General features: G+C 67.6%; 16 protein-coding genes. 8 read left to right on the forward strand and 8 right to left on the reverse strand.

All coding sequences use genetic code 11. The features are described from left to right. Positions 1-54 precede the first annotated feature (54 nt). A complete protein-coding gene (locus ACQEWB_RS14170) occupies positions 55-6,990 on the forward strand; it encodes a glycoside hydrolase domain-containing protein (protein ID WP_432830730.1) in 6,936 nt (2,311 codons plus the stop codon). A gap of 131 nt (positions 6,991-7,121) precedes the next feature. Here ACQEWB_RS14170 and ACQEWB_RS14175 read toward each other — a convergent pair whose 3' ends face one another. The 3 genes from ACQEWB_RS14175 to ACQEWB_RS14185 form a co-directional block, all read right to left on the reverse strand. Next, the gene (locus ACQEWB_RS14175; protein WP_432830732.1) at positions 7,122-7,502 is read right to left on the reverse strand and encodes a hypothetical protein; all 381 of its coding nucleotides are present in this window, start codon (positions 7,500-7,502) and stop codon (positions 7,122-7,124) included. Continuing rightward, a complete protein-coding gene (locus tag ACQEWB_RS14180; RefSeq protein WP_432830734.1) occupies positions 7,499-7,756 on the reverse strand; it encodes a hypothetical protein in 258 nt (85 codons plus the stop codon). Before ACQEWB_RS14180 ends, ACQEWB_RS14175 begins: the two co-directional genes overlap by 4 nt. A 297-nt stretch (positions 7,757-8,053) precedes the next feature. Further along, the gene (locus ACQEWB_RS14185) at positions 8,054-9,940 is read right to left on the reverse strand and encodes a DNA/RNA helicase domain-containing protein (RefSeq protein WP_432830736.1); all 1,887 of its coding nucleotides are present in this window, start codon (positions 9,938-9,940) and stop codon (positions 8,054-8,056) included. Between the two features lie 272 nt (positions 9,941-10,212). Between ACQEWB_RS14185 and ACQEWB_RS14190 the strand changes: the two genes are divergently transcribed. Further along, a complete protein-coding gene (locus ACQEWB_RS14190) occupies positions 10,213-12,279 on the forward strand; it encodes a DNA/RNA helicase domain-containing protein (RefSeq protein ID WP_432830738.1) in 2,067 nt (688 codons plus the stop codon). Positions 12,280-12,324: 45 nt separating this feature from the next. Here ACQEWB_RS14190 and ACQEWB_RS14195 read toward each other — a convergent pair whose 3' ends face one another. Then, positions 12,325-12,462: a hypothetical protein gene (locus ACQEWB_RS14195; protein WP_432830740.1), complete on the reverse strand. Its 138-nt coding sequence runs from the start codon at positions 12,460-12,462 to the stop codon at positions 12,325-12,327. Between the two features lie 876 nt (positions 12,463-13,338). Between ACQEWB_RS14195 and ACQEWB_RS14200 the strand changes: the two genes are divergently transcribed. The 6 genes from ACQEWB_RS14200 (at position 13,339) to ACQEWB_RS14225 (ending at position 18,551) form a co-directional block, all read left to right on the forward strand. Continuing rightward, on the forward strand, positions 13,339-14,673 hold the full coding sequence (locus ACQEWB_RS14200; RefSeq protein ID WP_432830742.1) for a helix-turn-helix domain-containing protein: 1,335 nt from the start codon (positions 13,339-13,341) through the stop codon (positions 14,671-14,673). Beyond that, on the forward strand, positions 14,670-15,239 hold the full coding sequence (locus ACQEWB_RS14205; protein WP_432830744.1) for a helix-turn-helix domain-containing protein: 570 nt from the start codon (positions 14,670-14,672) through the stop codon (positions 15,237-15,239). Before ACQEWB_RS14200 ends, ACQEWB_RS14205 begins: the two co-directional genes overlap by 4 nt. A 167-nt stretch (positions 15,240-15,406) precedes the next feature. Next, positions 15,407-16,120, forward strand: coding sequence for a ParA family protein (locus ACQEWB_RS14210; protein ID WP_432830746.1), 714 nt, complete (start codon positions 15,407-15,409; stop codon positions 16,118-16,120). Beyond that, positions 16,117-16,971 carry a hypothetical protein gene (locus ACQEWB_RS14215; protein ID WP_432830748.1) on the forward strand — a complete coding sequence of 285 codons (855 nt, stop codon included), beginning with the start codon at positions 16,117-16,119 and terminating at the stop codon, positions 16,969-16,971. The genes ACQEWB_RS14210 and ACQEWB_RS14215 overlap by 4 nt, the downstream gene beginning before the upstream one ends. A gap of 120 nt (positions 16,972-17,091) precedes the next feature. After that, positions 17,092-17,403 (forward strand): hypothetical protein, encoded by a 312-nt coding sequence (locus ACQEWB_RS14220; protein WP_099504573.1) that lies wholly within the window; start codon positions 17,092-17,094, stop codon positions 17,401-17,403. A 143-nt stretch (positions 17,404-17,546) separates the two neighbouring features. Beyond that, complete coding sequence (locus tag ACQEWB_RS14225; RefSeq protein WP_432830751.1) at positions 17,547-18,551, forward strand: restriction endonuclease; 1,005 nt, start codon at positions 17,547-17,549, stop codon at positions 18,549-18,551. A gap of 115 nt (positions 18,552-18,666) precedes the next feature. Here the strand turns inward: ACQEWB_RS14225 and ACQEWB_RS14230 are convergent, their stop codons facing one another. From ACQEWB_RS14230 to ACQEWB_RS14245, 4 genes are all read right to left on the reverse strand, one after another. After that, a complete protein-coding gene (locus ACQEWB_RS14230) occupies positions 18,667-21,816 on the reverse strand; it encodes a hypothetical protein (protein WP_432830753.1) in 3,150 nt (1,049 codons plus the stop codon). Next, positions 21,813-22,904 (reverse strand): hypothetical protein, encoded by a 1,092-nt coding sequence (locus ACQEWB_RS14235; protein ID WP_432830755.1) that lies wholly within the window; start codon positions 22,902-22,904, stop codon positions 21,813-21,815. The genes ACQEWB_RS14230 and ACQEWB_RS14235 overlap by 4 nt, the downstream gene beginning before the upstream one ends. Positions 22,905-23,058: 154 nt before the next feature. Further along, complete coding sequence (locus tag ACQEWB_RS14240; RefSeq protein WP_432830757.1) at positions 23,059-24,333, reverse strand: hypothetical protein; 1,275 nt, start codon at positions 24,331-24,333, stop codon at positions 23,059-23,061. Further along, complete coding sequence (locus ACQEWB_RS14245) at positions 24,330-25,487, reverse strand: Wadjet anti-phage system protein JetD domain-containing protein (protein ID WP_432830759.1); 1,158 nt, start codon at positions 25,485-25,487, stop codon at positions 24,330-24,332. The genes ACQEWB_RS14240 and ACQEWB_RS14245 overlap by 4 nt, the downstream gene beginning before the upstream one ends. Positions 25,488-26,121 lie beyond the last annotated feature (634 nt).

Raw genomic sequence — 26,121 nt, forward strand, 5'->3', positions numbered from 1 at the left:
CGTTGTCACCCGGTGAGGCCGGACATGCGTGTGTCGCGACACTGGAGAGGTTCCGTGCCCATCAGATCCCGCGCTCCCCTGCCCAGAACGATCCTCCCGAGACCCGCCCGCCGGCGCCGCCGGCCACTGCGTGCGACGGCCGCCGCGCTGCTCGCCGGGGCGCTCGGCCTCGCCGCGCTGACGGGCGGGGGTGCGGCCGCCGCGGTACCCGGCGCGACCACGTCCGCCGACTCCACGGCCTCCCCCGGGGCATCCGACGGCACCGACTACACGAAGCTCGTCGACCCCTTCGTATCGACCGGCGGTGACGACGGCAACGACCTGCCGGGTGCCGAGGCGCCGCACAGTCTGGCCAAGGTCAACCCCTTGACCACGCCGGGCCGCAACCACACCGGGTACGACTACGACGAGGACCACATAGCCGGGTTCACGGCGACCAACCTGGACGGCGTCGGCGGTTCCGGAGGCGGCGGCGACCTGTTGGTCGTACCGACGTCCGTGCAGTACAACAGCCGTCCCGCCACCGGCAGTTACGCGCACTCGTACAGCCACGACGACGAGACCGCGACGCCCGGCTACTACCAGGTGGGGCTCGGGGCGCTCTCCGGAACCGGTTCCGCCGTGACCCAGGACTCCGGCACCATCGACGCCGAGGTGACCGCGACGACCCGCACGGCGCTGGAGCGTTACCGCTTCCCCGCCGGGTCACAGCCCCAACTGGTCCTCGACCTCGCGAACAACTTCACCAGCCGCACCCGCGCGACCATGAAGGCGACGACGCTCGCGGACGGGACGACCTCGATCACCGGCCTCATCGCGGGATCGTTCAACGGCGCCTCGTACAAGCTGTATTACGACGCCACCACCAACACCCCCGTGACCTCACTGAGGAGTTGGGGCGACGACGGCAAGCTGAGCGACGCGACCGCGCAGGACGGCGCCGACACCGGCGCGATCCTCGGGTTCGACAAGTCCGCCGGGGACGACATCGAACTGCGCGTCACGCTCTCGCCGATCAGCGCCGAACAGGCCACGCTCGACCAGCACAACGAGGTGGGCGGCCTCACCTTCGACCAGGCGCGGGCACGGACGGCGGCGGACTGGAACAGCACGCTCGGCGCCGTCGCCGTGAAGGCCTCCGCGACCGCCGACCCGGACTCCACGCTCACCAAGGAGTTCTACACGCACCTGTACCGCATGTACGCACTGCCGGTGAACGCGACCAGCACCAGCGGGACCTACCGCGGTGCCGACGGAGCCGTGCACAAAGCCAACGGCTATACGTACTACGACGGTTGGTCCACCTGGGACGACTTCCGCAAGTACTCCGTCGAGGCCTACATCGACCCGGCCACCTACCGCGACCTCGTACAGTCACTCATCCTGCTCTTCGCCGACGTGCACACCTCGGGCAAGAGCCTCGGCAGCCTCACCCACTCGGTCCCGACCGTGCGTTGGGAGCGCTCGGCCGTCGTGATCGCCGACGCGCTGTCGAAGGGCTACAAGAACTTCGACCGGCTCGACGAGGCGTACCCGACCCTGAAGTCGTACACCGGCTACTACACGGGGGCGCAACTGCGGCAGGGATACGTCACGGGCGATCCCGGTACGACCGTCCAACGCGGCTACGACCAGTGGGCGTTGGCCATTGTCGCCGACACGCTCGGCAAGGACGCGGACGCGAAGAAGCTGCGCACCCAGTCGACGATGGCGATCGACAACCTGGTCAAGTCCGGTGCCTGGACGGCCGCCGACGGCACCAAGGTCGGCCTGCTCACCCCGCGCGCCGCGGGCACCTCGGGCGGCGACTGGCAGAGCGCCGACTACGAGAAGTTCGAGGCGGCGGGCCTCTACCAGGGCACGCTCTGGCAGTACCACTGGTACGACGCCTACGACATGGGCGGCCTCATCCAGGCCATGGGCGGCGCGAAGGCCGGAAAGGCCGCCGTGGAGCACATGTTCGGCGAGGACTCCGACGCCGACGACGGCTCGACCATGCTGCACTCCAACGCCAACGAGATCGACCTCCAGGCGCCGTACCTCTTCAACTACGTCGGCGAGCCGAGCCTGACGCAGAAGTGGGTGCGCTCCATCTACACCGGCACGACCTGGAACCGCTACATCGCGACCGGCTCCACCAACGAACTCCCCAGCTCCGGCGGCGAGTTCACCCCACCGGTGAAGACCCAGGTCTACAAGCTCTCCCCGCACGGCTTCCTGCCGACCATGGACAACGACGCCGGCACCATGTCGACCATGTTCGTCGCCGCCGCGCTCGGGCTGTTCCCGGTGACGGCCGGCTCCAGCCAGTTCCAGATCGGCAGCCCGTTCTTCGACTCCACGACGATCACCTGCGCCAACGGCAACAAGTTCACGGTGAAGGCGGACGGGGTGTCGCCGAGCAAGTACTACGTGCAGAGCGCGACCCTCAACGGCTCGCGCTTCACGAACACTTGGCTCGACTACTCGCAGATCGTGGCCGGCGGAACGCTCGACTTCCGCATGGGCTCCAAGCCCTCCGACTGGGGTTCCCGCACCAAGCCCGCGTACTCCCTCAGCACCGACAAGGGTGATGGTTCGTCAGAGACCGTGAAGGGTAAGACAGTTGTCACCGCCAAGCCCGGCACCGTCGCGACCGCCGCTGACGGCACAGTGGACGGCAGCGTGCAGCTCGCCCTGTCCTCCTCCGGCCCGGCATCGTTCTCCGCGCGCAAGGGCACCAGCCTCACCGGGACCGGCGCGGCGACCGTGACCGGCCTGCCGGACGGCGTCACGGCGGACCTCCGCGTCACCGGCTCCCGCACGGCGACCCTGTCCCTCACCGGCACCACGAAGGTGGACGCGCGCTTCGGCATCACGTTCCGCGACGCGGCCTTCGCCCACGGAGTGCCGGCCTCGACGGTGACCGGCACCGGCGTCTCCGCGACCGACCCGCTCCTCATCTCCGCGGCCGCGGTACCGCGCAAGGCTCTGGCAGAACTCGTCGACCAGGCGTCCCTGGTCCGCGAGGGCAACTACTCCGCCGGCTCCTACACCCTCTTCCGTTCGGCGCTCGACCGCGCCCGAACCGCCCTCGCGGACACCGCGTCCGGCACGGCCACGCTCATGGCCGCGGACGACGCGCTGCGCTCCGCCATCGACGCCCTCACCATCGACGAGGGCGGCTACGCCGTCCTCCAGGCCGAGGACCCCGACCAGATGGAGGGCCCCAGCCTCAAGAAGGAGGCGTACTACTCGGACGGCGACCTCGGCGGCGTGACCGAGGGCTCGTGGGAACGCTTCGCCAAGCTCGACTTCGGCGGCGTCGCCCCGCAGAGCATCTCCATCCGCTACGCCAACTCACAGGCGGCGACGGCGAGTCCGAGCAGCGTCGACATCCACGCAGGCACGGCCGACGGCCCGATCGTAGCCACCGCCTCGCTCCCCGGAACCGGCGGCTGGCAGTACTACACGACCATCCAGGCGACCGTCACCGACCCGGCGGCCCTACTCTCCGCATCGAGCGCGACGTTCGTGTTCCACGCCCCGTCCGGCCAGCAGTGGGTGTCGAACTTCGACTGGTACCAGTTCTCCCCGAACCCGGTCTCCACGTCCACCTCGACCACGCTGGCCACCCTCACGGCGGCCAACACCACCACAACCGGCGGCGGTTCACTCCCGCTCAACCTCGCGGACGGCATCTTCGAGAACACGACGAACGGCGCCTGGGCCGAGTGGCAGGGCACGGACCTCGGCGACGGCGCGGACACGGTGACCGTCAGCTACGACAAGCCCCAGTCACGCGCCGCGTCCGACTCCCACATCGAGCTGCACCTGAGCTCGAAGGACGACAGCACGAAGACCGTCAACATCCCTCTCCCGTACACCGGTTCTGGCTGGGGAACCGTCGCCACCACGACCGTCCAACTGGACCCGAGCGTCTTCGCCGGCGTCCAGGACGTGTACGCCGTCTTCGTCTCCAGCACGCAGACCGACGCCCAGCCGTACGTGGCCAGCATCTACTCGCTGACTCTGACGCGTGACGCGGACGCCCCGGTCGGCTTCGACGCAACGGCGTTCACCTCCAACAGCGGCGGCGGTCTCAAGAGCGAGCCGGCCGGCTGGACCGGCGCGGGCTCCGCCACCGACCTCGGCGGCACCTACAACGGGGCCTGGCTGAACTACGGCGCCATCGACTTCGGCAGCTCGTCGAAGAACACCGTCACGATCACCTACGTCAACAACTCCGCGCGCTGCGGCACCGGTTCGGCCGTCCAGCTCTACCTCGACTCCTTCGACCCGACAGCCCCCGGAACGCCGTACGCGACGATCCCCCTCCCGGTCACGGGCTCAGCGTGGTCGTCAGGCGGCACGACGAGCCTCACCCTCCCGAAGGGAGTCACCGGCACCCACACCGTCCACCTCCGCCTGACGACGACCCCGGACTCCTCGCACCCGTACGTCGCGAACCTTGGCCGCATCACCTTCACCCACGCCGACACGCCCACCACGACGGACCCGACCGCCCTGCGGAAGGCGATCGACCAGTACGAGGGCCTGTCGGACGACGAATCGCGCTACGACATCGTCGACTTCGGGGTGTACCTGCGCGAACTCGCCGCCGCGCGTGCCCTCGTGGCCGCCGACGGTGCGACTCAGCTCGAACTCGACAACCAGACCCGGAGCCTCACCCTCGCCGCCAACCAACTGATCCCTCTGCCGAGGCTGAAGCTGGAGGACTTGGTCACGACCGCGACGGCGCTCGTCAAGTCGCGCTACACGGACGCGTCTTGGACGGCATTCACCGACGCGCTCGCTGAGGCCAGGACCGCGCTCGCGGACACCACGGCAACGGACGACACCCTCACCACCCGCTACGAGGCCCTCGACCACGCCCGATCCGCGCTCGTCACGAAGCCGAAGACGGTGCCCGCCGCACCGGACGCGGTGTCGGCGGCGTCGTCCGGGACGAGCGTGACAGTCACCTGGTCGGTGTCCGCGGACGACGGTGGCTCGCCGGTCACCGGCTACCAGATCACGCTCAGCGGCGGCCACCAGGTCGAGATCGACGACCCGGAGAGCCGCAGCACGACGTTCACCCGGCTCCCGTCCCGGAGGTCGTACACCGCGCGGGTCCGGGCCCTGAACGCCGTCGGAGCCTCACAACCGAGCACCGCCACCCAGCCGTTGGTCACCGGCGGCGCCAAGCCGCAGACGCCGACCGTGACGGGTGTGGTCACCAACGGCGGGCAGGTAAGGGTGAGTTGGCGAGCGTCCGGCGACGGCGGATTCCCGATCATCGGCTACACCGTGTCCCTGGACGACGGAACCACCGCCCACGTCCCCGCCACGACGACCACGGCACTCCTCACGACGACGAGCAGGGCAAAGACCCACACGGCGACGGTAACCGCGGTAACCGCGGCGGGGACATCAGCCGACGCGCAGGCGACGGCCACGTCCTCCTCCACCACCACCTCCGACCCGACGACGTACGAACCCTCCCCCTTCTCCGACGACACACTCAAGTCGACGTACGCGTCGGACACCTGGCCCACGACCGACTACTTCAACAACCTCCTCAACGGCATCGACGACCTCGGCCCCGACACCCTCGGCGCCAACTCCGCCGTACCCACCGGCACTTCACCCACCGCGGAGAACGACGAGATCGCAGTCGACATCAACAACGCGGCGACGCAGAAGGAGGTGGACCGCGCCGAGGTGGACGCGACGAACAGCTCCACCATCACGATGGCCGACAGCCTCGGCTCGAAACTCGGCCAGATCTACCTCGACGCCCTGAACAACGGCCAACTCCCCAAGACCAACGCCCTGTTCGGCCGCGTCTCACAGGGCCTGGACGGCGTAGACGCGGCAAAGAACCACTACGGCTACCTGCGCCCGTACGTACGGCTCGGCTTCGTAGGCGACGGCGGCGACATGTACGAATCCCAGGACGGCTCGTACTCCAGCCTGGCCACCAGCGGCTCCTACCCGAGCGGCCACACCTACGGCGGCTACGAGGCCGGCACGATCCTGGCCACCCTCCTCCCGGAACTGGCCCCGTCGATCCTCGCCCGCACCTCGGAGTACGGCGACAACCGCATAGTCCTCGGCTTCCACTACCCCCTCGACGTGATGGGCGGCCGCATCACCGGCCAGGCCACGGTGGCCCACCGCTGGGCGGACCCCGACTTCGCGAAACTCCTGACCCAGGCCCACACCGAGATCGAGAACGTACTCCTCACACAGTGCGAGAAGCAGGGCTACGGCGACACGCTCACGTCCTGCGGGGGCGACCCCTACGCAGGCCTGACCCCTCAACAGGACGTAGACCTGTACACACAACGCCTGACCTACGGCTTCTCGCAGGTGGGCAAGGCCGGCCGAACCCTCAAGGCCCCCTCCGACGCGGCAGCGCTCCTGCTCACGGCCTTCCCGAACCTCACCACCGAACAGCGCACCCAGATCCTGGAACAGACCGCAACGGACTCCGGCTACCCACTCGACCTCACCGCGAACGGCGAGGCGAGCTGGCAGCGGATCAACTTGGCGGCGGCCATGTCTGCAAACGTGGTCGTGAACGCCGACGGTTCGGTCACGGTGACGAACTTCTCGGACGCGACGAAGGCGAGCGTCGCGGACGCGAGCGCGATCACGGTGGGCGGAGTCACGATCGACGGCTTCAACCCGAACGTCACCACGTACGTGGTCGACTGGCCGAGGAGCGGGAGAATCCCGACCGTCACCGCGGTCCCGACCCAGCCCGGGTCACGGGTCAAGGTCACGAACGGCAGCCCCACGGTCTCGTCAACCACCTCGGGCTTCACCACCCGCACCATCAAGGTGACCTCACCCAACGGTTCGGTCACCCACACCTATACGGTCGGCTTCAACCGCACGGACCGTGCCGACCGACCGGCTGCCGCCGACAGCACCGAACTCTGGTCACCAGGCACGGCCTGGGCCGACACACGGGGAATCCGCCGGTCGAAGAGCACGCCCTGACCGTCGAGTGACGCGCCGTCCGGCCGGGTTTCCGGCCGGACGGCCTGCGACGGAGCGGAGTCCCGCCGCAACGAAGCGTCCTGCCACCTGAAGGAGCAGGTTCAGCCCTGCTTCGACGTGATCGGGACGGCTCAAGGGCTGAGGTCGATGATTCTGACGGGCTGCCCCCTCCAGGCCTCGGGGGCGGTGGTGGCCACCACCGCCCCGTTCGGGCGTTCGGCCGTAGGTTCGGCGGCGTGCCGCGTATGGGCCGGACCCCAGGACGTGTCGCGAGCTACGGCGAGGGCGGCCGGAAGATCCAGGTCGAGTACGGTGATGCTGGGCAGCGCGGCAAGGTGTTCGGCGGTTCCGGGTCGCACTCGGTCGGCTTCGACCAGTGCACATGCCGGGGCATAGAGAAACCAGCCCGCCTCGGCGTGAGCGCGGTGGATCAGCCGGGAGGCGAGCAGATTGCCCTTGCCGGCCGCGACCATCGCCGTCTCGTCCAGGACGACGTGCAGAGCCTCGGTCACCTGACCCCTGCCTCACTCAGCCGCCGGTCCAACTCGGTGTCCAAAGCGGCCTGTTCCTTCGCACTCGGGTCGTATCCATTCCACTCGCGCAGTGCGGCCCGCGCCCGCTCCGCGCGCGCGCTGCGCTCCTCGGGAGTGAGCAGCGTCTCGGCGAGGTGGGAAAGATAGCCCCGCAGGGACATGCCTTCGGAGGAAGCTATCCGGGCGAGCCGATCGCGGGCTTCGGCGGGGATGCGAATGTTGGCGTCGGACACGAAGACCTCCTCGTACGGATCCCGATAGAGTACGGGTACGGGTACGTACCCGTCCAGCGTGAGCAGCACAGCCGGCCAGGCCGGCCACGGGCACCGTGTGATCAGCGCGCCCTTCGCCCAGACCGTCCCACCCGGCCCGTCCGAACGCGGCTACACCACGGCAAGGGGCACGATCACGGTGAGAGCCCGACGGGTCAGGGCGAGATCTTCCAAATGCACAGTGGCGGCGCGGTGATCCTGACCCGGCTCCTCCTTCAGGCAGCCCGTTCGTCAGCTTCAAGGCTTCCGGCGAGCCCCTCACAGGGTGGAGACCAAGGCTTCCTCGCGAGGGTGGATGAGGGAACGGAGTTTGGCGCGGGTCTCCGAGTCCGTGGAGTACAGGACCGTTCCGACCATGCCCCGCGTCAGAAGGACCTTGTAGGTGTTTCGGATCAGCCGGTCCACGTCCGCGTCGGGCGTGGACTTCTTGAAAACCGGGTCCTTGGAGGCTGCGCGATCCACGACCCAGCGATCGTCGCGCCACACAAGATCCGGGCCGAGGATCACGCCGCTCCAGTCGTACTCGAATCCCTGAGCGGTGTACACGCAGCCCACCTGGCCGAAACCGGCCGGATCGGTGGCCCAGAGCGCGGCCGGCGGAGCACCGGCCACTGAACGTTCACCGAAGACGTTCCAGGGGCGGGCCCATTCGCCGATGACCACATCGGCCGGAAGCTGCTGGCCCGGCGGCGTCTTCTTGGTCCACGGCCAGCAGTACCCAGCCGACATCCGGGCGCTGTACCCGTCTGCCCGGCGTGCGACGAGGAACGCCTCCAACTCCTCTGGACTGTCCACGACCTCGAGACCGACCTTGCCGTCGGGCTCCCAGTCGACGACTCCGCCCGGTTCCAGGGCAAGCAGGCGGAGCACCCAGCGCAGGTAGGCGTCACTACCGCCGCACCGGAACTGACTGTCGAGGGAAACGACCCGGCAATGCAGCCCTTTCCCCGCCGCCGCAGTCTTGATCTCTTCCACGGTGCCCATCTCGCCCGGCCGCACTACCTGGTGCTGGTCCAGGAGGAAGACGGGTACGCGTGCCGCGTCGATCAGTTCGTCGATCTGCGCCTTGCCGGTTCTCTCCGCGGCTCGCGTGTAACGGTTGGCCGATGTCTCCCGAATGCGGTGAGCCTCGTCGCAGATCAGGACATCGAGACCGTTCCGTTCGGCGCTCATGAAGCTGTTGAAGTACTTGAAGAGATCCTGCACTTCACGTCTGCGTGCGCCCGCTACCTTGCGCATCGTCTTGGTGAAGGACTGTGATCCGGTCGCGTGCAGGGCCGCGACGCCTCGCCGGTAGAGCTCTCCGAGCAGCGAAAGCGCGATGACACTCTTGCCTGTGCCCGGACCGCCGGTGACGACGACGACTTCCTTGTGATCCGCTTGCCGCGCCCGTCGGACTGCGGCCAGTACGGTTTCGTAGGCCACGCGTTGTTCGTCGAGCAGGACGAACTGTTCGCGTTCCCGTACTTCCTGGGCGGCCACGGCGATCAACTGCTTTGAGGGCTGCACCTTGGCGGCCAGGAGCTCATCGGCGGCCGACGCACCGGGTTCGGGTGACAGCTTCGATCGCAGGTACTCGAGGAATTCTCCCCGGCGTTCGGCGGTGAACAGTCGTCCGCGTTCGCTCTGTTCCACCTCGTACAGGCCACTGACGCCGAACTCGGTGGCGTTGTGCAGATACGCGACGCCCGCGACGCGGTGCGGATGCTCGGCCAGAACCCGGTTGAAGGCAACCAGATAGTCGCAGTATCCCCGCACCTGCTCGATGGGGTTCAGAACGGGCTGCGTATAGGCGTCGATTCGGCAACGCAGCGGATCGCCGTCCTCGGGCTGCGCCTGGCTCCACTGCTTGAGTTCCACCACTAGGTAGGAGGGTTGCCGTGTCCGCGGATGGACTCCCGCGAGAACCACGTCGGCGCGCTTGCTGGTGAGAGGCAGCCCGTACTCGATGAGCATTTCCACCTGGCTGAGACCGGAGTCGACCAGTGCGTTCGCGAGCACGGGGAGGCTCTTCTCCCAGGAGCGGATCTCGGATCCGCCGGGCTTGTAACCATGCATGTGGACGAACTGGTCAGTGAGCCGAAGGAAGAGCGAACCGGCGTGGATCTCGGCGGCGACCGCAGAAGCAGAGTCGCGGAACAGCAAGGACAGCCCCCAGGCAGCACGAAGTAGCTCGTGCGGGTGGGGGCATGTCCTTCGGTACTCCGCCGAAGCGGAGCGGAAGCCCGTCGGGCCGCAGTGACGATTGCTTGAACCCTATCGAAGGAGATGTCAGGCCGCCCCACTCGGCTGCCGAAGTACGTGAGCCACACAGCGAATTGACCGTAGAGTGATCGACTGTCGGATGCGGCCCGACGGGCTTCCCTCAGGACATGCCCCCACCCGCACGAGTTTCTCGTGCCCTGGGGGATTTCCTCGTGCTCCTGCTGCAGCTTCCTGCGGTGGACCTTCTCAGACTTGATCAGCGACGCCTGCTGCTGTCCCATCTGGCAGCGCGTTGGCTGTCTTTCAAGAAAAAAGAAGTCAGCCAAGGAGAGAAGGCCGCCTGGAAGGAAAGCCTCATCCAGCTCGCCACCGACCTTGTGAGCGCGGACCGCGGCGACGTACGCATGCTCGTGGAATGCATGCCGGAGGGTGCCGGCACAGCGGTGGATGTCGTCCTGGTGGGACGGCACCCGGAAACAGACCGGGAATCGGTCCTGCTGGTGGAACTCAAACGGTGGAGTTCCGTCTCACAGAGCACCGAGAAGCCCGAAAAGGTCGTCGTGCCCGGAATGGCCCGCCCGAAGCACCGTCCCAGCGACCAGCTCAAAGCCTCCTACGACTTCTTCACCGGCGACAACGGCCCGCTGAAGGACATGCAAATCGACTTCGCGGGCCTCTCCTACCTGCACAACGCTCATTCCTCCGATGTGGACCCCTTGTTCTCCGCCCACACGTCCACCGGACCGCACACGTTGACCATCACGGCCGACACGCGGGCTGATCTCCTCGCCGACCTGAGGGAGCGCTTCGCAGAGAACGGAAGCGCCTCTGCGGCGGAGAGGGTTCTCCAGCGGCTGGCCATCCGGAACACGCCGCTGCTCACCGCCATGGTGTCGTCGCGAGGCGAAGACACCGTGTTCACCCTGCGAGGCGAGCAACGTCGAGTCTTCCGGGACATCCGTCTGGCCGTGGAGCGCCTTCCCGCGAACGAAGAACGTGCCGTCTTCGTCGTGGAAGGCGGAGCCGGAAGCGGAAAGAGCGCGATCGGTCTGGAACTGCTGGAGCACTTCTCAGCAGCCGGACGAACGGTCAAATACGCCAGCGGCTCCCGTGCGTTCGACGCTGCGATGAGGAAACACGTCGGCTACGGAGACGCGGAGTTCCAGAACAGATTCGCGTTCTTCAGCAGCTTCATAACCCCGCCGCAGCCCCCGTTGGACCTGCTCATCTGCGACGAAGCCCATCGCCTGCGCAACCGCTCGACATCCCGCTACCTGCCCGAGGAACAGTGGGGGAAGCAGCCGCAGGTGGACGATCTCCTCGACGCCGCTCGCGTGACCGTCTTCCTGTTGGACGGCAGCCAAGTCGTACGCCCCAACGAGGTGGGGACGGTGAAGCTGATCCGGGAAGCCGCGGAGAACCGTCACATCGTCCCCAGGATGTACGAGCTCCACAGGCAGTTCCGCTGCGGAGGCAGCGACCGATATCGCGACTGGGTCCACGATCTTCTCGGCATCTCCGGCCGTGAGCGGGACATCTGGATACCTGACGGCCTCATGCACGTCGAAGTGGCGGACAGTCCTGAGGAACTCGAGCGGATCATCCTGGATGAGGCCGAGGCAGGGGCGAGCGCGCGGATGGTCGCGGGTTTCTGCTGGCCCTGGACGCCGCTCCGCAAGGACAGGACGCTGGAGCCTGACGTGCGCATCGGGGACTGGCACCGCCCGTGGAACGTCAAGGGGGACAGGCCCGGTGCGAACGACGAGCCCCCGGCCAAGCTCTGGGGCGTACGGCGCGAAGGCGTCGAGCAGATCGGGTGTGTGTACACCGCACAGGGGCTCGAGTGGGACTGGTGCGGCGTGATCATCGGTGACGACATGGTCTGGCGCGAGGACCGCTGGGAGTACCGGCGCGCGACGCTGACCCGCGACAAGGAACGCGGCGTTCGGCGGGTGCGGACGCCGGGCTCGGCCGACGAGATCATCCGGGCCAGGAGCAATGAGCGGTTCGACGAGTGTGTGCGTAACGCCTACCACGTGCTGCTGACCCGGGCCAGCCGGGCCACGGTGCTGTATTCGACGGATTCCGAGACCCAGGCGTACCTCAAGAAGTTGGTCGGCCCTGTGGAGGACGGCGGCCTGCGCCCCACATGGCAAAGCCTGCCGCCTGAAGCGCGCGGCGTACGACTCCCACCGGTGCCGAAACGCGGGCGCAGGCGCGGAAAGGGCCCGAAGGCGGGTCCACAAGACCTGCAGCTGAGCTTCGAATCCCTGAGCTGACGGTCAGGTCCAGTGGTGGGGCCCGAGGACCCCACCACCCTGCGGCTACAAACCGCAGACCCGTGCCGCCGTCCGCACGACGCTCCACAGCGCCTTGGCCGCGAGGCCGGCGGCGATACGGAGCGCGAACTCGCGGTGCCACGCGCGCTGTGCCTGTGCGTTCTTGTCGGAGGCGATGCTCATGCAACAGCCCTTCTGCAAAGCTGCGAGGTAGCCCCCCGCGAAGGCGGTAGAACGGGTCCTGCCCTACCGGGCGGTCCACACCACCGAGGTGGCGTCCACAAGGGATGCGTTCCACTGCCAGACCTCTGCAGTTCCGACCGAACCTTCCGAAGAAGAAACACGGCGCGAAGCAACCGTAGCCGAACTCCGGTAATCCCGCAGATACTTGCAGACCAGCAAGGGTGAAAGGGCATCCCCGTAGACACCATCCTGGTCGAGCTGAGAAGGCAGACGAGTCGGGCTGTACGCCGGGTATTCCTGACGCACCTCTCTGACCTGCGGCTTCGCGGTTCGGATCGGCTGTGACCTGCTAGGTCGGGTTGCAGAGGCGACCGGAGGCAGTCAGAGGAAACCGCTCTGATTCGACCCCGATTCGACCGGGGCTGCTCAGAGCCGATCAGAGGCAATCGCCCTCCGGTCTGGCTCGGAGTCGGCCTAGGTCGGGCGGTGTCGGACAGGGTGTGAGCCTGCTGACGGCACCCCAAGTCGATCTCGGTCGAGCTGCGATGGGGACACCTGCCTCCAGTACCGAGGCCAGGCATACGAACGCCTCCAGGATTGCCGTCCTGGAGGCTTCGCTTGGCACCGATTGGAGGTCGGTCCGGACACCACCCGTGGTTTTAGCGGGCCTGGGTGGCGTCCACGTCCTTGCGAGACGACCCCACAGTGCCACAAACCACCCACCAGGCATCCGCATCCCGACAAGCAGTTCACCCAAGCGAGCGACGTGGCCTTTACAGGCTGCCGCAGGCTGCTTCCGATCTCGTCCTGCTCGGAGACCTCACCGGCCGCTACGCGGCAGGCAGCTACAGCAAGTTCGCCTCCGACGGTCAGAGCGTGGTCCTGCGCGAGAACCGCCAGGGCGCGGCCGAGCACGGCCACCGAATCACGTCGGCCATTGCCTGCCACGTCGCTCGCGCCAGCGGCACCGTCGATCAGCTGACGCAACTGCTACTGCACCCCGATCACGAAGGCGGGCGGCACGCCCGGAACATCGCGCTGCGCTCCGGGCAGGCACATGCCCTGGCATACATCGGCCGGGTGTGGGCCAGCGCCACGGCCGCGGTCAGCAGCACGACGATGCTGGAATCGAGGCACCACGCGTATGAGGTGCTCGCCGCGCTGCGCGATCGCATCGAGACGACGCCCTGGCGTGGGGAACGCGGGCGGACCGCGCTGCGGGTCCTGAGGGCGCATCTGAACTTCGCCGAGATCGCAGGCGGTCCTCTGCACCACGCCAGCGAGCGGCAGACCGCGGAGGAAGCGGGGATATCCCGCACGACCCTCCGGGCCGTCTACGAGACGGTCCTCAAACCACAGGGCTGGCTGCGACGCCTGCGCACCGGCCACGGCCGCGAAGGCTCGACCTGGTACCTCGCCGAGGCCGGCCCTGACCGCCACAGCATCCCCGCTCCGCCATCTCGTTTCCGAACCACTCAGTACCCCCCCGACCTGGCACTTGAGGAGTGGACCACCCCTGAGACGGGTACAACCGCCGACCTCGACTCCACCGTCATCGGTCGGCTGATGGGCCACGACGCCTTCGCCCACCGCGGTCTCGGCAGCGCCGCACTGGTGATCATCGGTGCACTGCACGCCCGTGCGGCGCAGACGGTCACCGAGCTCGTCGGCTCGTCCTCCGTCTCCCGCGCCACCCTCTACCGCACCTTGCGACGCCTGGCCGACCACGGCCTCGTCACCCACAGCAGTGAGACCTGGACCCTGGCGCCTCGCGCCCTGGAGGGCTTCGGTGACCTCCACCCGGAGGCTGCGGCCGACAAGATCTCCGAGCCGGCCCGCGGCTGGGACGCAGTCGCGACGCGGCACCGGACCGCAGGCGTCGCGTCCCGGCGCAAGGCGGTGCACGCCGCCGAACGCGCGGCGTACCAACGGGCGCTGGAGCGACTGTCGGAGCACCGCAGCAAGGCCGTGGTGATCGTCCGCGACGGACGTCAGGTGCTGGTTCCCGCGCCACGCCCCGACGAGATTCCCGCCGCTTGGCACGCCCCGGACGGCTGTGTCCTCGATCCGGTCACCGGCCGCGCCGCTCCCGACTGGCGGATCGCCACCGATGGACGGCTGATCCTCATCACCCCCGCCGACCAGCGCAGTTACGACGAGCTGACCGCCGCCCATGCCGAAGCCCGCAGCGAATGGGAGTCCGCAGCGTGAACCCACCCCTTCGACCCGCGGCCGATCACGAGGATCAAGTCACCGCGCACGCACTGCGGGAGCAGTACGAATCCGGTTCCACCGTGGACCAACTCGTGGCGAGCAGTGGCCTGTCGTACGGCACGGTCCTCAACCGGCTACACGAGGCCGGGACCGTGATGCGTACCTCGTGGCAGACGCGCAGGCTCCGCGACGGGCAAGCCCGCCGCAACCTCGCGGCCCGTCTGCGCGGCCTCTACGAGCAACAGGGCGCCACCCTCGCGGAGTTGGCCGTGGCGGGGTCCGTGACGCGACGTGTGGCTCGGCGGCTGCTGATCGAGGCCGGGGGCACGCCCCGCACCACCCAGCAGACGCTCCGTATCCGCTCCGCAGCCAGTACCGCACGGCGGATGAAGCTCGCGAAGTCCCTGCGGACTCGGTACGAGGCCGGCGCCACCGTGCCGGACCTCGCCGCGGAGTGCAACTACTCCATCGGCACCGTCTACCGGCTCCTGCACCAAGCGGGCACCCCCATGCGGCCCAAGCACCACCACGGCCCGGCCCGCACCCCAAGGAAACGGTCATGAGCGCCCCCGCACGGGCCCGACAGACCGCGGGACCGATGGCAAGCCATCCCGGATACAGCGCTGCTCGGGGTCCTCCTTCGCCCGCGCTCGGCCGCCACCGAACGTCGGCCTTCTCGCCGGCGCACGCAACCCCACACACCTTTCCCGATTCAGGAGATCAAGCACACGTGAGTGAAAACACCCGTACCAAGACCCTGGCCGCGGCCGCGGCCAGCGCCTGGGACGCCTTCGTCATCGTCGTCGGCATGCTCAAGGGCGGCACCGGCAAGACCACCTCCGCCTGGTTCATCGCCCTCTACCACGCTGTCGTCCTCGACCTGCCCACCCTGCTGCTGGACGCCGACGCCACCAGCCAGTCCGCCTACGACTGGTTCAAGGTCGCCCAGGCCGCCGGGTTCGAGATCCCCGCCAACGTCGTCATCGAGCGGTACCCGTTCGACGACATCGCCGAGTACATCCGGGCCAAGCGGGCCGAGTTCGGCGCGATCGTGGTTGACGCCGGCGGTGGCAGCGCGAAGCTGTTCTACGAGGCTGTTACCGAGGCGAACCTGCTGCTCGTCCCGGTCGCCCCCACCAAGATCGAGCGCCGCAAGCTCGTGGCCACCTTCGACGAGGCCGAGCGCGCCGCCGCCCGCAACGGCCACGACGTCACCGCCCACGTGGTCATGGTCAAGGCAGATGACCGCACCAGCCTGCCCGGCCGGGCGAAGCAGCAGCTGCTGGAGCCCGCCGAGGGCGAAGGCATCGGCCCAGACCGCGACGAGGCGTTCCCGCTCGCCGAGACCGTCATCCATTCCTGGGTGCACTACATGGAGGCCTTCGGCGAGATCCCGACCGAGCTGAGCGAGTACGCCGAACTGATAAAGGAGCTGACGTCATGAGCGAGCGTATGAAGCCCCCCACCCGCCGCACAGGCCGCACTCTGGGCGGGGCCAAGAAGGCGACCCCGCCGCCCCCTCCCCCGGCCGCCGAGCTCACCCCCGAGCAGTACGCCGCCGAACAGGCCGCCGCCCAGGGCGAAGGCCGTCCCCCTGCGGGCGAGGCGCAGGTTCAGCCCGGCCCTTCCGCCCTTCCCGCCGAAGCATCGGCACAGGGCCGGACCGGGGCGGTGCCCGAAGTAGCGCAGACCGCAGCCCAGCCGACTGCCGAGGCGCCGAGTGGCCCGGTGCCGGAGCCGGCCGCCAGTCAGCCGACTCACCCGGCCGTCGACGTTCCCGAGGCAAGGACAGAGTCCGCTGGGATGCCGGTGGAGCGGCAGGTATCGCTTGTGGTCCCAGCTCCCAAGTCTGCAGCACCTGCGGTCCAGGCCACGCAGCGGGCCGAACCTGTTGCGCAGCATGGTCCGCCTGCTGTCACGTCCGCGGTTGCTGGTGTGGCCCCGGCCGTCGAGGTGGCCATTCGCCCGGCCGTTCCCCCGGCGGCAGGCGGCACCGCGTTCCCAGTGAGGACCGATGGTCCAGGCCACCAGGAACAGCACGCTCGATCGCAGGACGCTCCCAGCGAGGGTGCTCCGTATGCGCACGGTCCCGGTCGTCCCAACGTTCCCGAGGTCGTCGTCGTTCTCAACCAGCGCATCATCGCGCGGGAGAGTCTCGACTCGTCGGTGCCCGCTGCGCTGAAGTTGAAGAAGCGGATCAAGCGCTTCGCGCTGGACAACGAGCTGGATCACCTGCCTATCGGCGACATCGTCTCGGTCGCGCTGGATGAGTGGCTCACCGCCCGCGGCTTCTGAACTCGGCCGTACGCACGGGGCGGCCGTCCCCACATCGGGTTCGGCCGCCCCTACCGACTATTCCAATAGGCCGTTAGGCGGGTAGCTATCCGCCTAGCCGGATCAACCGGGGAAGCTCTCATGCCTGACCACTCCCTCTACGCCCGCCGACTGCGGGAAATCGCCGACGCGCTCGACTCTGAGTGCGAGCCAACCGATGACGCTCTTTCGCCACACCCGGACACCCTGGAGGTCATCAGCAACCGGCGCACCAAACGCGGACAACTCAACTACGCCGTCCCCGAAACACTGCAGCTCCAGCGCCGGATCCGCCGTTTCCACGCCGATACCGGCCTACCGCACGGGGACATCGTGGCGCTGGCCGTTGACACCTGGCTCCGTGCAAAGGGATATCCGCCAGGTCTCTCCCCGGCCAGGACGACGGCGACATGACCAGGCAGACCGACGAGCTATGGGGAGAGAGCCGATTGAGGATCACGTGCACGCTGGCGAAGAGCTAGGGGTGTCCCTGCGCGCGTGGATCCTGGGCCGGAGGCCGCCCGGGGGTTGTCAGTGGCCGCATATACGCTCCCCCGGTGATCATTGACCGTGACGCTCGTGTTGTCCCTCCCCGCTACCCGGACCGTGACATCCGCAGATGGATGGGCGACGCGTTAGGCAAAGCCGACCAAGCTGACCTGCTCGCTGCGTACTTATGGGTGCAGGAAATCTCGATCGGCCGCGAAGCCTGCACCGGGCTGCGCCGGCAGAGAGATGCCCTTCGCATGAATCTTGAAAGGCTCGAGAAGCTCAAGGGAGACTCGCACTTTCGTGGCCGCACCTGGGACTTCACTCGGGTCGAACTTGACTCGGTCTTCGACGCGTTCATCAACATGGTGAAAGATGAGCTCGACCTCATCGGGCGCTGCTTGCAACAAGCGAGCCTGGCGTTCGAGGAACTCAGCACGCTGCCCGAAGAAGACCTGTCCACACGCTACGCTCCAGGCCGTGTCGACTCTCCACTGAACACGATCGCCGAGCAGTGGGACGAGATCACACCCAGCACAGAACGCTTCGCAGCAATGAATCAACGGGCATTGGCGGAAACGGACCATCTCGAAGCTGTAGATGACCGGAGGAACCTCTTCGCCCAGAGCCAGAAGAGTTACAGCCTGCGGCACATCCAAGAGTTCGATGGTAAGAACTTCGAGATTCTTGTCGCGTGGCTCACACACCGCGATGGGATGAAGGTGATCCGTCAGCACGGAGGCACTGGGGACCGGGGTGCGGACGTCATCTCTCAGACGCCGGACGGCCGGCGTGTGGTGGTGCAGTGCAAGCAGACCAGCAGGGCTGCCAAACAAATGGTCACCAGCACGAACGTCCAGACGTTCAATGGAACTGCTCGCCTCGAACACAAGGCTGACATCGCACTGATGGTCACCAACGGCACTTTCTCCGAGCCAGCGCGCGACTTCGCCAACGACCACGCGATCCACTTGATCGGTGCAACGGAACTGGAGCGCTGGGCTACATGGGGAGACTCCCTGTACGAGGTCGTGGGCATCTCGCGGGAGAGCACCAGTGAGGACCCAGCCTGATCCCTCGGGTCTGGTACGGAAGGCCGATAACACCAAGCGCGTTCCGCTTGGCTGCCCGCGGGGCAGAACTGGTCCTGTGCCCGGCAGCAGGATCCTGTTGCTGCCGGGCCTGGTCTCAGCGCGCGAGTCGCCGGGTCAGTTGTTCGGCGGTGAGTTCCACTCGTCCGGCTTGCGGGTCGTATCCGAACATGCGTGTGGGACGGTTGAGGTATTCGGACTTTGACGGGTACTGGAAGTAGAGGATCTGCCCGCACACGGGGGCTACGTCTCGCATCAGTGTGTCTTGGCAGGTGCCCAGGACGGTAATGCCGTGGGCGGTGGCGACTTTGGTGATCGCGCTGAGCACTTCGCGGCGGTGTTCTTGGCCCAGGGAGTCGCCTAGTTCGTCCAGGACGAGCACTCGGCCTTGGGCGTGAGGAGCTGCCAGGAGAGCGGCGAGAACGAGGTGGATGGAGAAGAGCTTTTCCTGGGCCGTGTTGGTGACGGTGTCGTAGGCGAGCATTGGGCCGTTGGGGTTGCGTCGCCAACGCGGTGTGACGGAGCAGCGCCAACCGTGATCGGTGTCCGTGGGCGGGTCAATCTGGTAGTGCAGATCTGCGCCGAAGAGGCCAGCGTCACGGTTCAGTTGGTCCAGCGCCGTGGTGATGTTGTCGAGGGCTCCGGCAACGCGTTGTGTGATGACTTCCTGAGTGTGTCGGAGTTCCTCGGCGAGGGTTTCCACCGAGCGGGAGATGAAGGCGTTCTCCTCAAGGCGCTCGGCACGCACCTTCTCTACCGTGGTGTGGATGTCGGCGTCCGCGGCCTCGTTTTCGGTGAGCCACTCGCTGAGAGCCTGGAGTGCAGCGTCGGCCTTGGCATCGAGGTCTGCGTTGTCGAGGCGGCTGGCGTGAGCGAGAGCGACGGTGGGATAGCCACTGGTTCCCGCCCGCAGAGAGAGGGCGACCATGCAGCCGTCGACGGTCGCGTTGGCGGCCATGTGGAGTTGGGCGGCGGAGCGCCGTTCCCGGGGCGGTTCCCCGTGGGGCGCGGCGGGTGGAAGTGGCGCTTCGGCGAGAAGCTGCGTGTACTGCGTGGGTAGCCAGTCTGCAGGCCAGTTCAGCAGCGTACGGGCAGCGTCCGCGTCCAGACCCAGGGCGGCTGCCGCGGTGCTGGCGCCGTCTCGTGCGATGACCGCCTCTTGTTCGCGGCGCTCACCGTCGCAGTTTTGGAGCGTGACGTTCGTTTCTCGGATGCGCCGCTCGAGTTCTTCGATCCGTTGCTTGCGGCCGCTGAGGGCGGCTTTGGCCATGGCCCAGGCGTCCACTGCCTCCGCGAGAAGGGTGGCGACCTGGGGAAGCGTGCGGCGCCTGTGGGTGAGTTTGTCTGTGGCTTCGCGGTGAACTTTCACCAGTTGCGGTAGGGCTTCGAAGGCCTGAGCCCGCTTGAGTTCAGCCTCTGCGAGGGTGACCCGGCGTGCGAGATGCTTAATCAGGTTTTCCGCTCTCTGCTGGCTGAGCAGGGCCTCGTCGTAACGGGTGCGCAGGTGGGCGCACAAGGCAGCCCGCCCGACGGTCGGGTTGGGGAAGGATCCGACGATGTGGACGCCGAGGGCGTCGACGCTGGAGTGCGGGGGCTGTTGCGTCCACTGAGTCTGGGCGGCAAGGGCGTGCAGGAACTGGCGTGCCGGTTCTGGTGCCGAGCGGATGCCTGCCGGCCACGTGGTCTCGTGGCTGGTGGGTGAGGTGGCGGTGGCGTTCCTGTCTGGACCCTCGGTGATCAGGACTGCGCCGGGCAGATCGTTCAGTGCTTCGAGGGCGGCGGGCAGATCAGTATGTGCTAAGCAGACGGCGTCGCGCCACGGGTGAAGGGCGGCTTCCCACCTGTCTCGGGTCTGGTCGTCGAGGTCGATCTGGTCAAGCAGGCCGACGCCGGTGATGTCCTCTTCGGCGGCCAGCGAGTGTAGGACTTCTCCGACGAGTCCTGCTTGTCCCTGCTCGGCTTTACCGAGTTGGTCTTTGTAGGTGTGGGCGTCGCGTTGGGCGATACCGCGGTTGATCTCGGCCTCTGCCGTCTGCTGGGCGAGCAGTGTCAGCTCTTCCTGGAGCGCGGCCGCGGTTTCGCCAGCGTGGGCGGCGCTGAGGGTCCGGGCCTCGTCTAGTGCCTTTTGCGCCTCGGCGAGTTCTTCTCCCAGGTGGCGTTCTTCGGTCTGTGCGTTGGTCAGGTTGGTGAGGCATTGGTCTTTGGTCTGCTCGGCTGTTTCGCAGGCCTGCTCGAGTGCGGTGAGGTTGGAGGCAGTGGCCTTCTGGGCCTCCAGATGTTCAAGAAGATCGGCCGTCGTCTTGAGGGTCGCCGCGGTCTGGGGCAGGAGGACCTCGGCACTGCGCAGGCGGGCGGCCTCGTCCAGCAGAGTACGGGCCAGGGCAGCGCAGCGGTCGGCTTCGGCGCTGCCGATTTTGCGACGGAGTTCGTCTCGGGCCTCTGCCTCGCGGAGCATGGTGTCTTCCCGGGCGAGTGCCTCTTCGTGCCGTTGAAGGGCCTTGGCGTACTTGGCTCGCTTGTCCTCCAGTGCCTTGCGCTGTCCCTTGTCGTGTTCGAGCAGGCTGGAGCGGCCGGACAGAGTGATCAGGGCATCCCCGATGTGATCGGGTGAGTAGGTGCCGGCTTCGAGCTTGAGCAGGGAGGGCCGTGAGCGTACCTGCCCCCGGGAAGCCACGTAGGCCAGTACCTTGGGCGATCGGCCGTAGAGCTGGTTGGCGTATTCGCTGGAGCCCAGTGCCTCTACACCGAGTTGCTGGTAGAAGGCCGGTGCTGCGCGGTGACGCTCGTCGTCAGTTCCGTCGGTGAGCAGGTGGACGCCGGGGTGGTGGCGTACTTGGACATGGGGTGAGTCGTTGCTGATCTGCAGCCACACGCTGTGCGGGCGGCTACCGTCGGATTCAGCGAAGACGCCGGCGATGTAGCCGCGGTCGGCTGCGTCGACCAGCTGGGTGGAGGCGCCGGCGATGACGGGTTCGAAGAGCAAGTTGACGGTATTGGCTGTGCCATTGCTGGTGATCTGCCACTCGGGGTCGCCCAGGAGCAGCGCCACGGCGGCGAGGAAGCTGGTCTTGCCTGACTCGTTGGAGTCCTTGGGGCCTCGGCCGGTCACAGCGATGAAGGTGCCAGGAATCAGTGCAACCGGGTCGCTGGTGAGCCGGGCGATGGCGAAGGTCTGCACAGCGACCAGTTGGCGGCTGCCGATGATGCCGGTGGACAGCTGGCTGTCGGGGCCGGTCGGGATGGTCACGGGTGCTCCTGGGACGGGGAGGTGGGGCGGGCGGCCTGGCGCCGCCGTGCAATGGCGCGGGCGAGGTGGCCGTCGGGCCGGCCGGCGAGGATGAGGTCCTCCCACAGGGCGGCGATGCGGGTTTCGCTCAGGCGCTGCAGGCACGGGCCGGGGACGTAGTTTCCTTGGCCGGCGGTGTCGACCATCCCTGCCGCGGTCAAGGTGCGCAGGGCCTCACGGATCGTGGTTTTGGTCAGGGCGCGATTGCGGGCGAGTTCGCGCAGGGTGACGGAATGCTGGGCGGCGTTCCAGTGCGGGTGCGTATGGCGTCCCTGGGCTCGCGGCAGAGCGACGGTGTGCAGAAGGACGAGGGCGAGGACGGTTCGCTCGGCAGGGCTCAGTGTGCCGATCCCGGCTGCGGCGAGTGCTTCGGCGACCGGGTCTGGGTATCCGGTGGTCCAGGTGCCCTGGGGTGTGCGGATGAGTGTGCGGCCGATGTCGGCCAAGGCGGCCTGGACGTGGGCACGGATGTCGGGGTCACTGAGGGCCGGCAGGTCGCGTGGGGGCAGTGGGCCTCGTGCGATTTCCAGGGCGGTGATGATGCTGCGGCTGATGTGCTCACTGCTGTGTCGAGGACTCGCTTCGGGCTGGGTGAGCTCGTGCGGCGAGGTAGCGGTATCTGGATCGTCAGCGTGCGACTCGGGGGGATGGGGTGCGCAGTGCACGGCGTGCTGCTGGTAGGGATCGGGCAGCCGGTGGTGGCCTCTGCGGAGCGCGGCGATCGTAGGACCGGGCAGCGTGGCCACGGCGGGCCCCAGATGCAGCAAGGGGCCGACCGCCACGATGAGCCCGTGTCCGGGCAGTACGCGTTCCAGAGCGGTGGAGACGCTCTTGCAATCCGCGCCCAGGTGCGCGCAGGCGGTCTCGATCAGCTGGGCGGAAAAGGGCTGTCCGGGGTAGTGCGGCAGGGTGGGATCGGGCCACGCGGCCTTCAGGCACAGGGCCCAGACCAGGGTGGGGATGCGGGCCAGAGCAGCGGGAGCTTGCTCCCCCAGCTGCTCGACGTCCGGGGCGCTGCCGGCGGGCCATCCCAGTCTCAGCCTCGTCATGCTCTCCCCGGCGGCCCGGAGCTGCAGCACGGTCCGGCCAGCTCGCCCGGCGGCATCGGCGGTTTCCTTGAGCAGGGCGCTTCGGGGGGTGGCGACTGATCCGGCGGCTCGGATGGCGGACAGCAGGAGCGCGGAGGGGGACGGTGGGGCGCTGTCACCGGTCACGGTCGTGGCCTCCCACGTCGGTTCCGGCGTGGAGGGTGATGTCGTGGAGGTAGGTGACCTTGGCGGTGGGATCGACGCGTACTGGCACGGCGATCTCGATGTGGCAGTCGACGAGGGGATCCGCGTCGGCTGCCAGGAGTTCGACCAGCAGTCGTCCGGCTCCGGGCCAGCCTCGTGCTTCGAGTACGTCGGCGAGGGCCGTGTGCTGCTGTCCGCCGAGAAGGTCCTCCAGGAGGATTTCCTGGCGGAGGTTTTCGTGCTGGGTGGCGTCGTCCAGGGCGACGAAGGGATCGGCGTCGTCGTCGGGTGTCGGCTGGGGCGGGGCCGGACGCGGTCGTGGCGGCCGCTGCGGGGTGTACGAGGCTGCGGTGTCGATCACATGCTGGCCGTCGATCCACACCGGGGGCGTGTCGGCGACGAGGGACTCACCGAAGTGTCCGAGACGGTCGACGCCGGCGGTTTTGGCGAGGTGGAGGTACTCGGCGGGGGTGAGGACGTCAAGGTTCAGGCTTCCGCCGCCGTGCTCCAGGATTTTGTCGATGGCCGCGATGAGTTGCTCGCGGTAGAACTGTGCGGCTTCGATCAGCGCGGTGGCCGCGTCCTCCAGCACGAGGTCTCCGGAGAATGCCCGGGTGACAAGCTCGTTCAGGTCTGTCACTTGGCGGGTGAAGTCGGTGTGGTCGTGCTGGCGCTGGGCGTTGATGAGTTCTGCGGGCGTGGCCATGATGACCTGCCGCTGCAAATCCAGTGCGAAGACCGTCAGACCGTGCCGGCATGTTCGCAGTGCTTCCAGCACGGGGGTGGGATCTGGGTCGTCTCGTTCCAGCAGCTCGCGTGTACGGTCCAGCAGGCCGATGAGTTCGTCGACTCCCCCGTGCAGGGCGAGGCGTTCGGCGGCGATGGCGCCGGCAAGGCCCGCGGGGCGCATGACGTAGCGGTCCTGGTGCTTCTTGAGTACGTAGGGCTCCAGGAAACTCATGTCAATCATCAGCGACAGGCGCGATTCCAGGACGGCCGACGGCCAGCCCCTCCCGCTGGGTCCCAGAAACTCCCGCATCTGGTTTCGGGTCAGTCCGCTGGAGGCGGCGTGCTCGGCGAAGACAGCGACGACGTCCGCGGCCAGGCGAACCAGTTCCGGGTCCTTCACCAGTGCCTCGCGGTGCGCTGCCAACGGCGCGAAGAATGCACGCCAGTTCATCAGCCGTTGGCCGGGCGCGAGGAGAACCTGGTCCTGCTCGTCCAAGGACAGCTGGCCGCTGCTCACCGCGTCTGCTCCCGGCTCGGGTGGGCGACCTCAGGTACGGGCAGGAAGGGCTCCAGCAGCTCGGGCAGGTGGGGGAGAACGGAGAGGTAAAGCGTCTCCTGCTCTCGTGATTCCCCGCTCTCGGCGACGGCGCGGGCCAGCTCGCGCAGAGGGCCTGTCACGTGCCGTGCCAGGTCCGCGGCATGTTCGGCGTCAAGGGCCTTGTCTTGTTCAGGATTCTTACGCCGCCGGTATGGGCCTTCGCGCCATAGGTCCACGTCCATTCCGACGGCGTGCACCGATGTGCCGAGCCGGCGGGACAGGTCATGGATGATGCCGATGCCGTCGGCGTCCAGATCACACCAGGCGACGATCGGCCTGGGCTGCAGCCACTGGAGGAACGTGACGAGCTGGTCGCGTGCGTAGCCGGCGCCCCAGACGCACAGCCACTTGGCGGTCAGCTCCGGCAATCTGCGACAAACTGCTCCGAAGGTGTCGGAGTTCTCGATCACCAGTACACCGCGGGCGCCACATTGGGCCTGGCCGATCACTCGGATGCCCTGAGAGGGCAGCCCGACCCAGGGTTGGGCGACCGCGGCGTCCGCGGCGACCTCGCCGATGTGCCACGACAGGGGTCCCTTCACCCGAAGATCGGTATCTTCTTCACGCACTGCGTCCTCGAAGTCCACGCCAATGAGGTTGGCAAACCCGACCTGTTGCTGTGCCGTCCACGTCTTGGAGCCGCCCAGCGCGTGAGCGGCCAATTGCTTCAAGGTCACTTCTTTCTCCCCCTGGCCACGCAGCTCCCACCACTGCGCGGCGGCCCGGACCGCAGCCTCGTAGACAGACCACGCCGCCGTCCGGACGCGGCTTCCAGTTGGAACGACCAGCCCGGCTCCTTCGGGGACTGCGGCAAGAAGCTGGCGCTCCTGCGCGAGCTGCTCTACCGGTTCCATTAGCTGCAGAAGCTCCCGGCGCGCACGGCGCGGATCACGCGCACCACGCAATTCCGCCAGGCGATCTTCCGCTTGCTCCTGCCAGGCCTGAGTCAACGTCCAGCGCACCGGGCGACCCAGGTAGAGCAATTCCTCGACCTCACAACGCAACACCACGGCCCCGCATCGGACCAGGTCGGCCGTCACTTCGAAGGCCTGCGCACCGAATCGCTTGACCACGGACGCCCACTCGCGTCGACCGGAGTCCAGGACCCACACCAGGTGCGACGCCGACAGCCCTTCGGGCGCTCCGAATAGGGGCACCTCACCGCCTGGAACCAAATCCACCCGCCTGACGTTCAACTGCCGCCGTCTATCACGCGGCAACCTGTCCTGTCCGTCTCGCCGTGTCGGGACTGTGACGGCACGCAGTCCCTCCGGTACTCCCTCAAGTGCGACGGGCACCCGCCCGAACAATTCTCCGAAGAGCAGCCCATCCCCGGTACGCGCGGCGACTCCCACAGGTCTCCCCCCCCCGGCCGTGGCCTTCGCCAGCAGCCCTGTCGCTAGGCCTCCCCGGCCCGATACGGCAGGGTGCCGGCCAACAGCGGCGTGTGCCCCATCGAGGCTATCGGTGCACTGAATACAGGACAGACCACATGAGTTGAGGCCTACATCACTTCTCGGGAATGTCATGATCACGTTGTTCGATCGGTAGTCCACGCCCATTAATCAGCCACTGGCCCTATCGAACCCGTCCGCCCGAGCGCAACCACACGCCCCCACCGGGTCCACGCGACGACGCGAAGCCAGCCGACCGTCACGACTAATAACAAATCGATAACTAGACGGAGCGCACAAGTGAACCTTTCAT

This window comes from Streptomyces sp. CA-249302, from assembly GCF_050936785.1.
Classification (GTDB): Bacteria; Actinomycetota; Actinomycetes; order Streptomycetales; family Streptomycetaceae; genus Streptomyces.

Bases quoted from the DNA above. Each gene is read 5' to 3' on its own strand.
- ACQEWB_RS14195 (WP_432830740.1), bottom strand. From the start codon at position 12,462: ATGAGCATCGCCTCCGACAAGAACGCACAGGCACAGCGCGCGTGGCAC.
- ACQEWB_RS14215 (WP_432830748.1), top strand. From the start codon at position 16,117: ATGAGCGAGCGTATGAAGCCCCCCACCCGCCGCACAGGCCGCACTCTG.
- ACQEWB_RS14220 (WP_099504573.1), top strand. From the start codon at position 17,092: ATGCCTGACCACTCCCTCTACGCCCGCCGACTGCGGGAAATCGCCGAC.
- ACQEWB_RS14235 (WP_432830755.1), bottom strand. From the start codon at position 22,904: ATGACGAGGCTGAGACTGGGATGGCCCGCCGGCAGCGCCCCGGACGTC.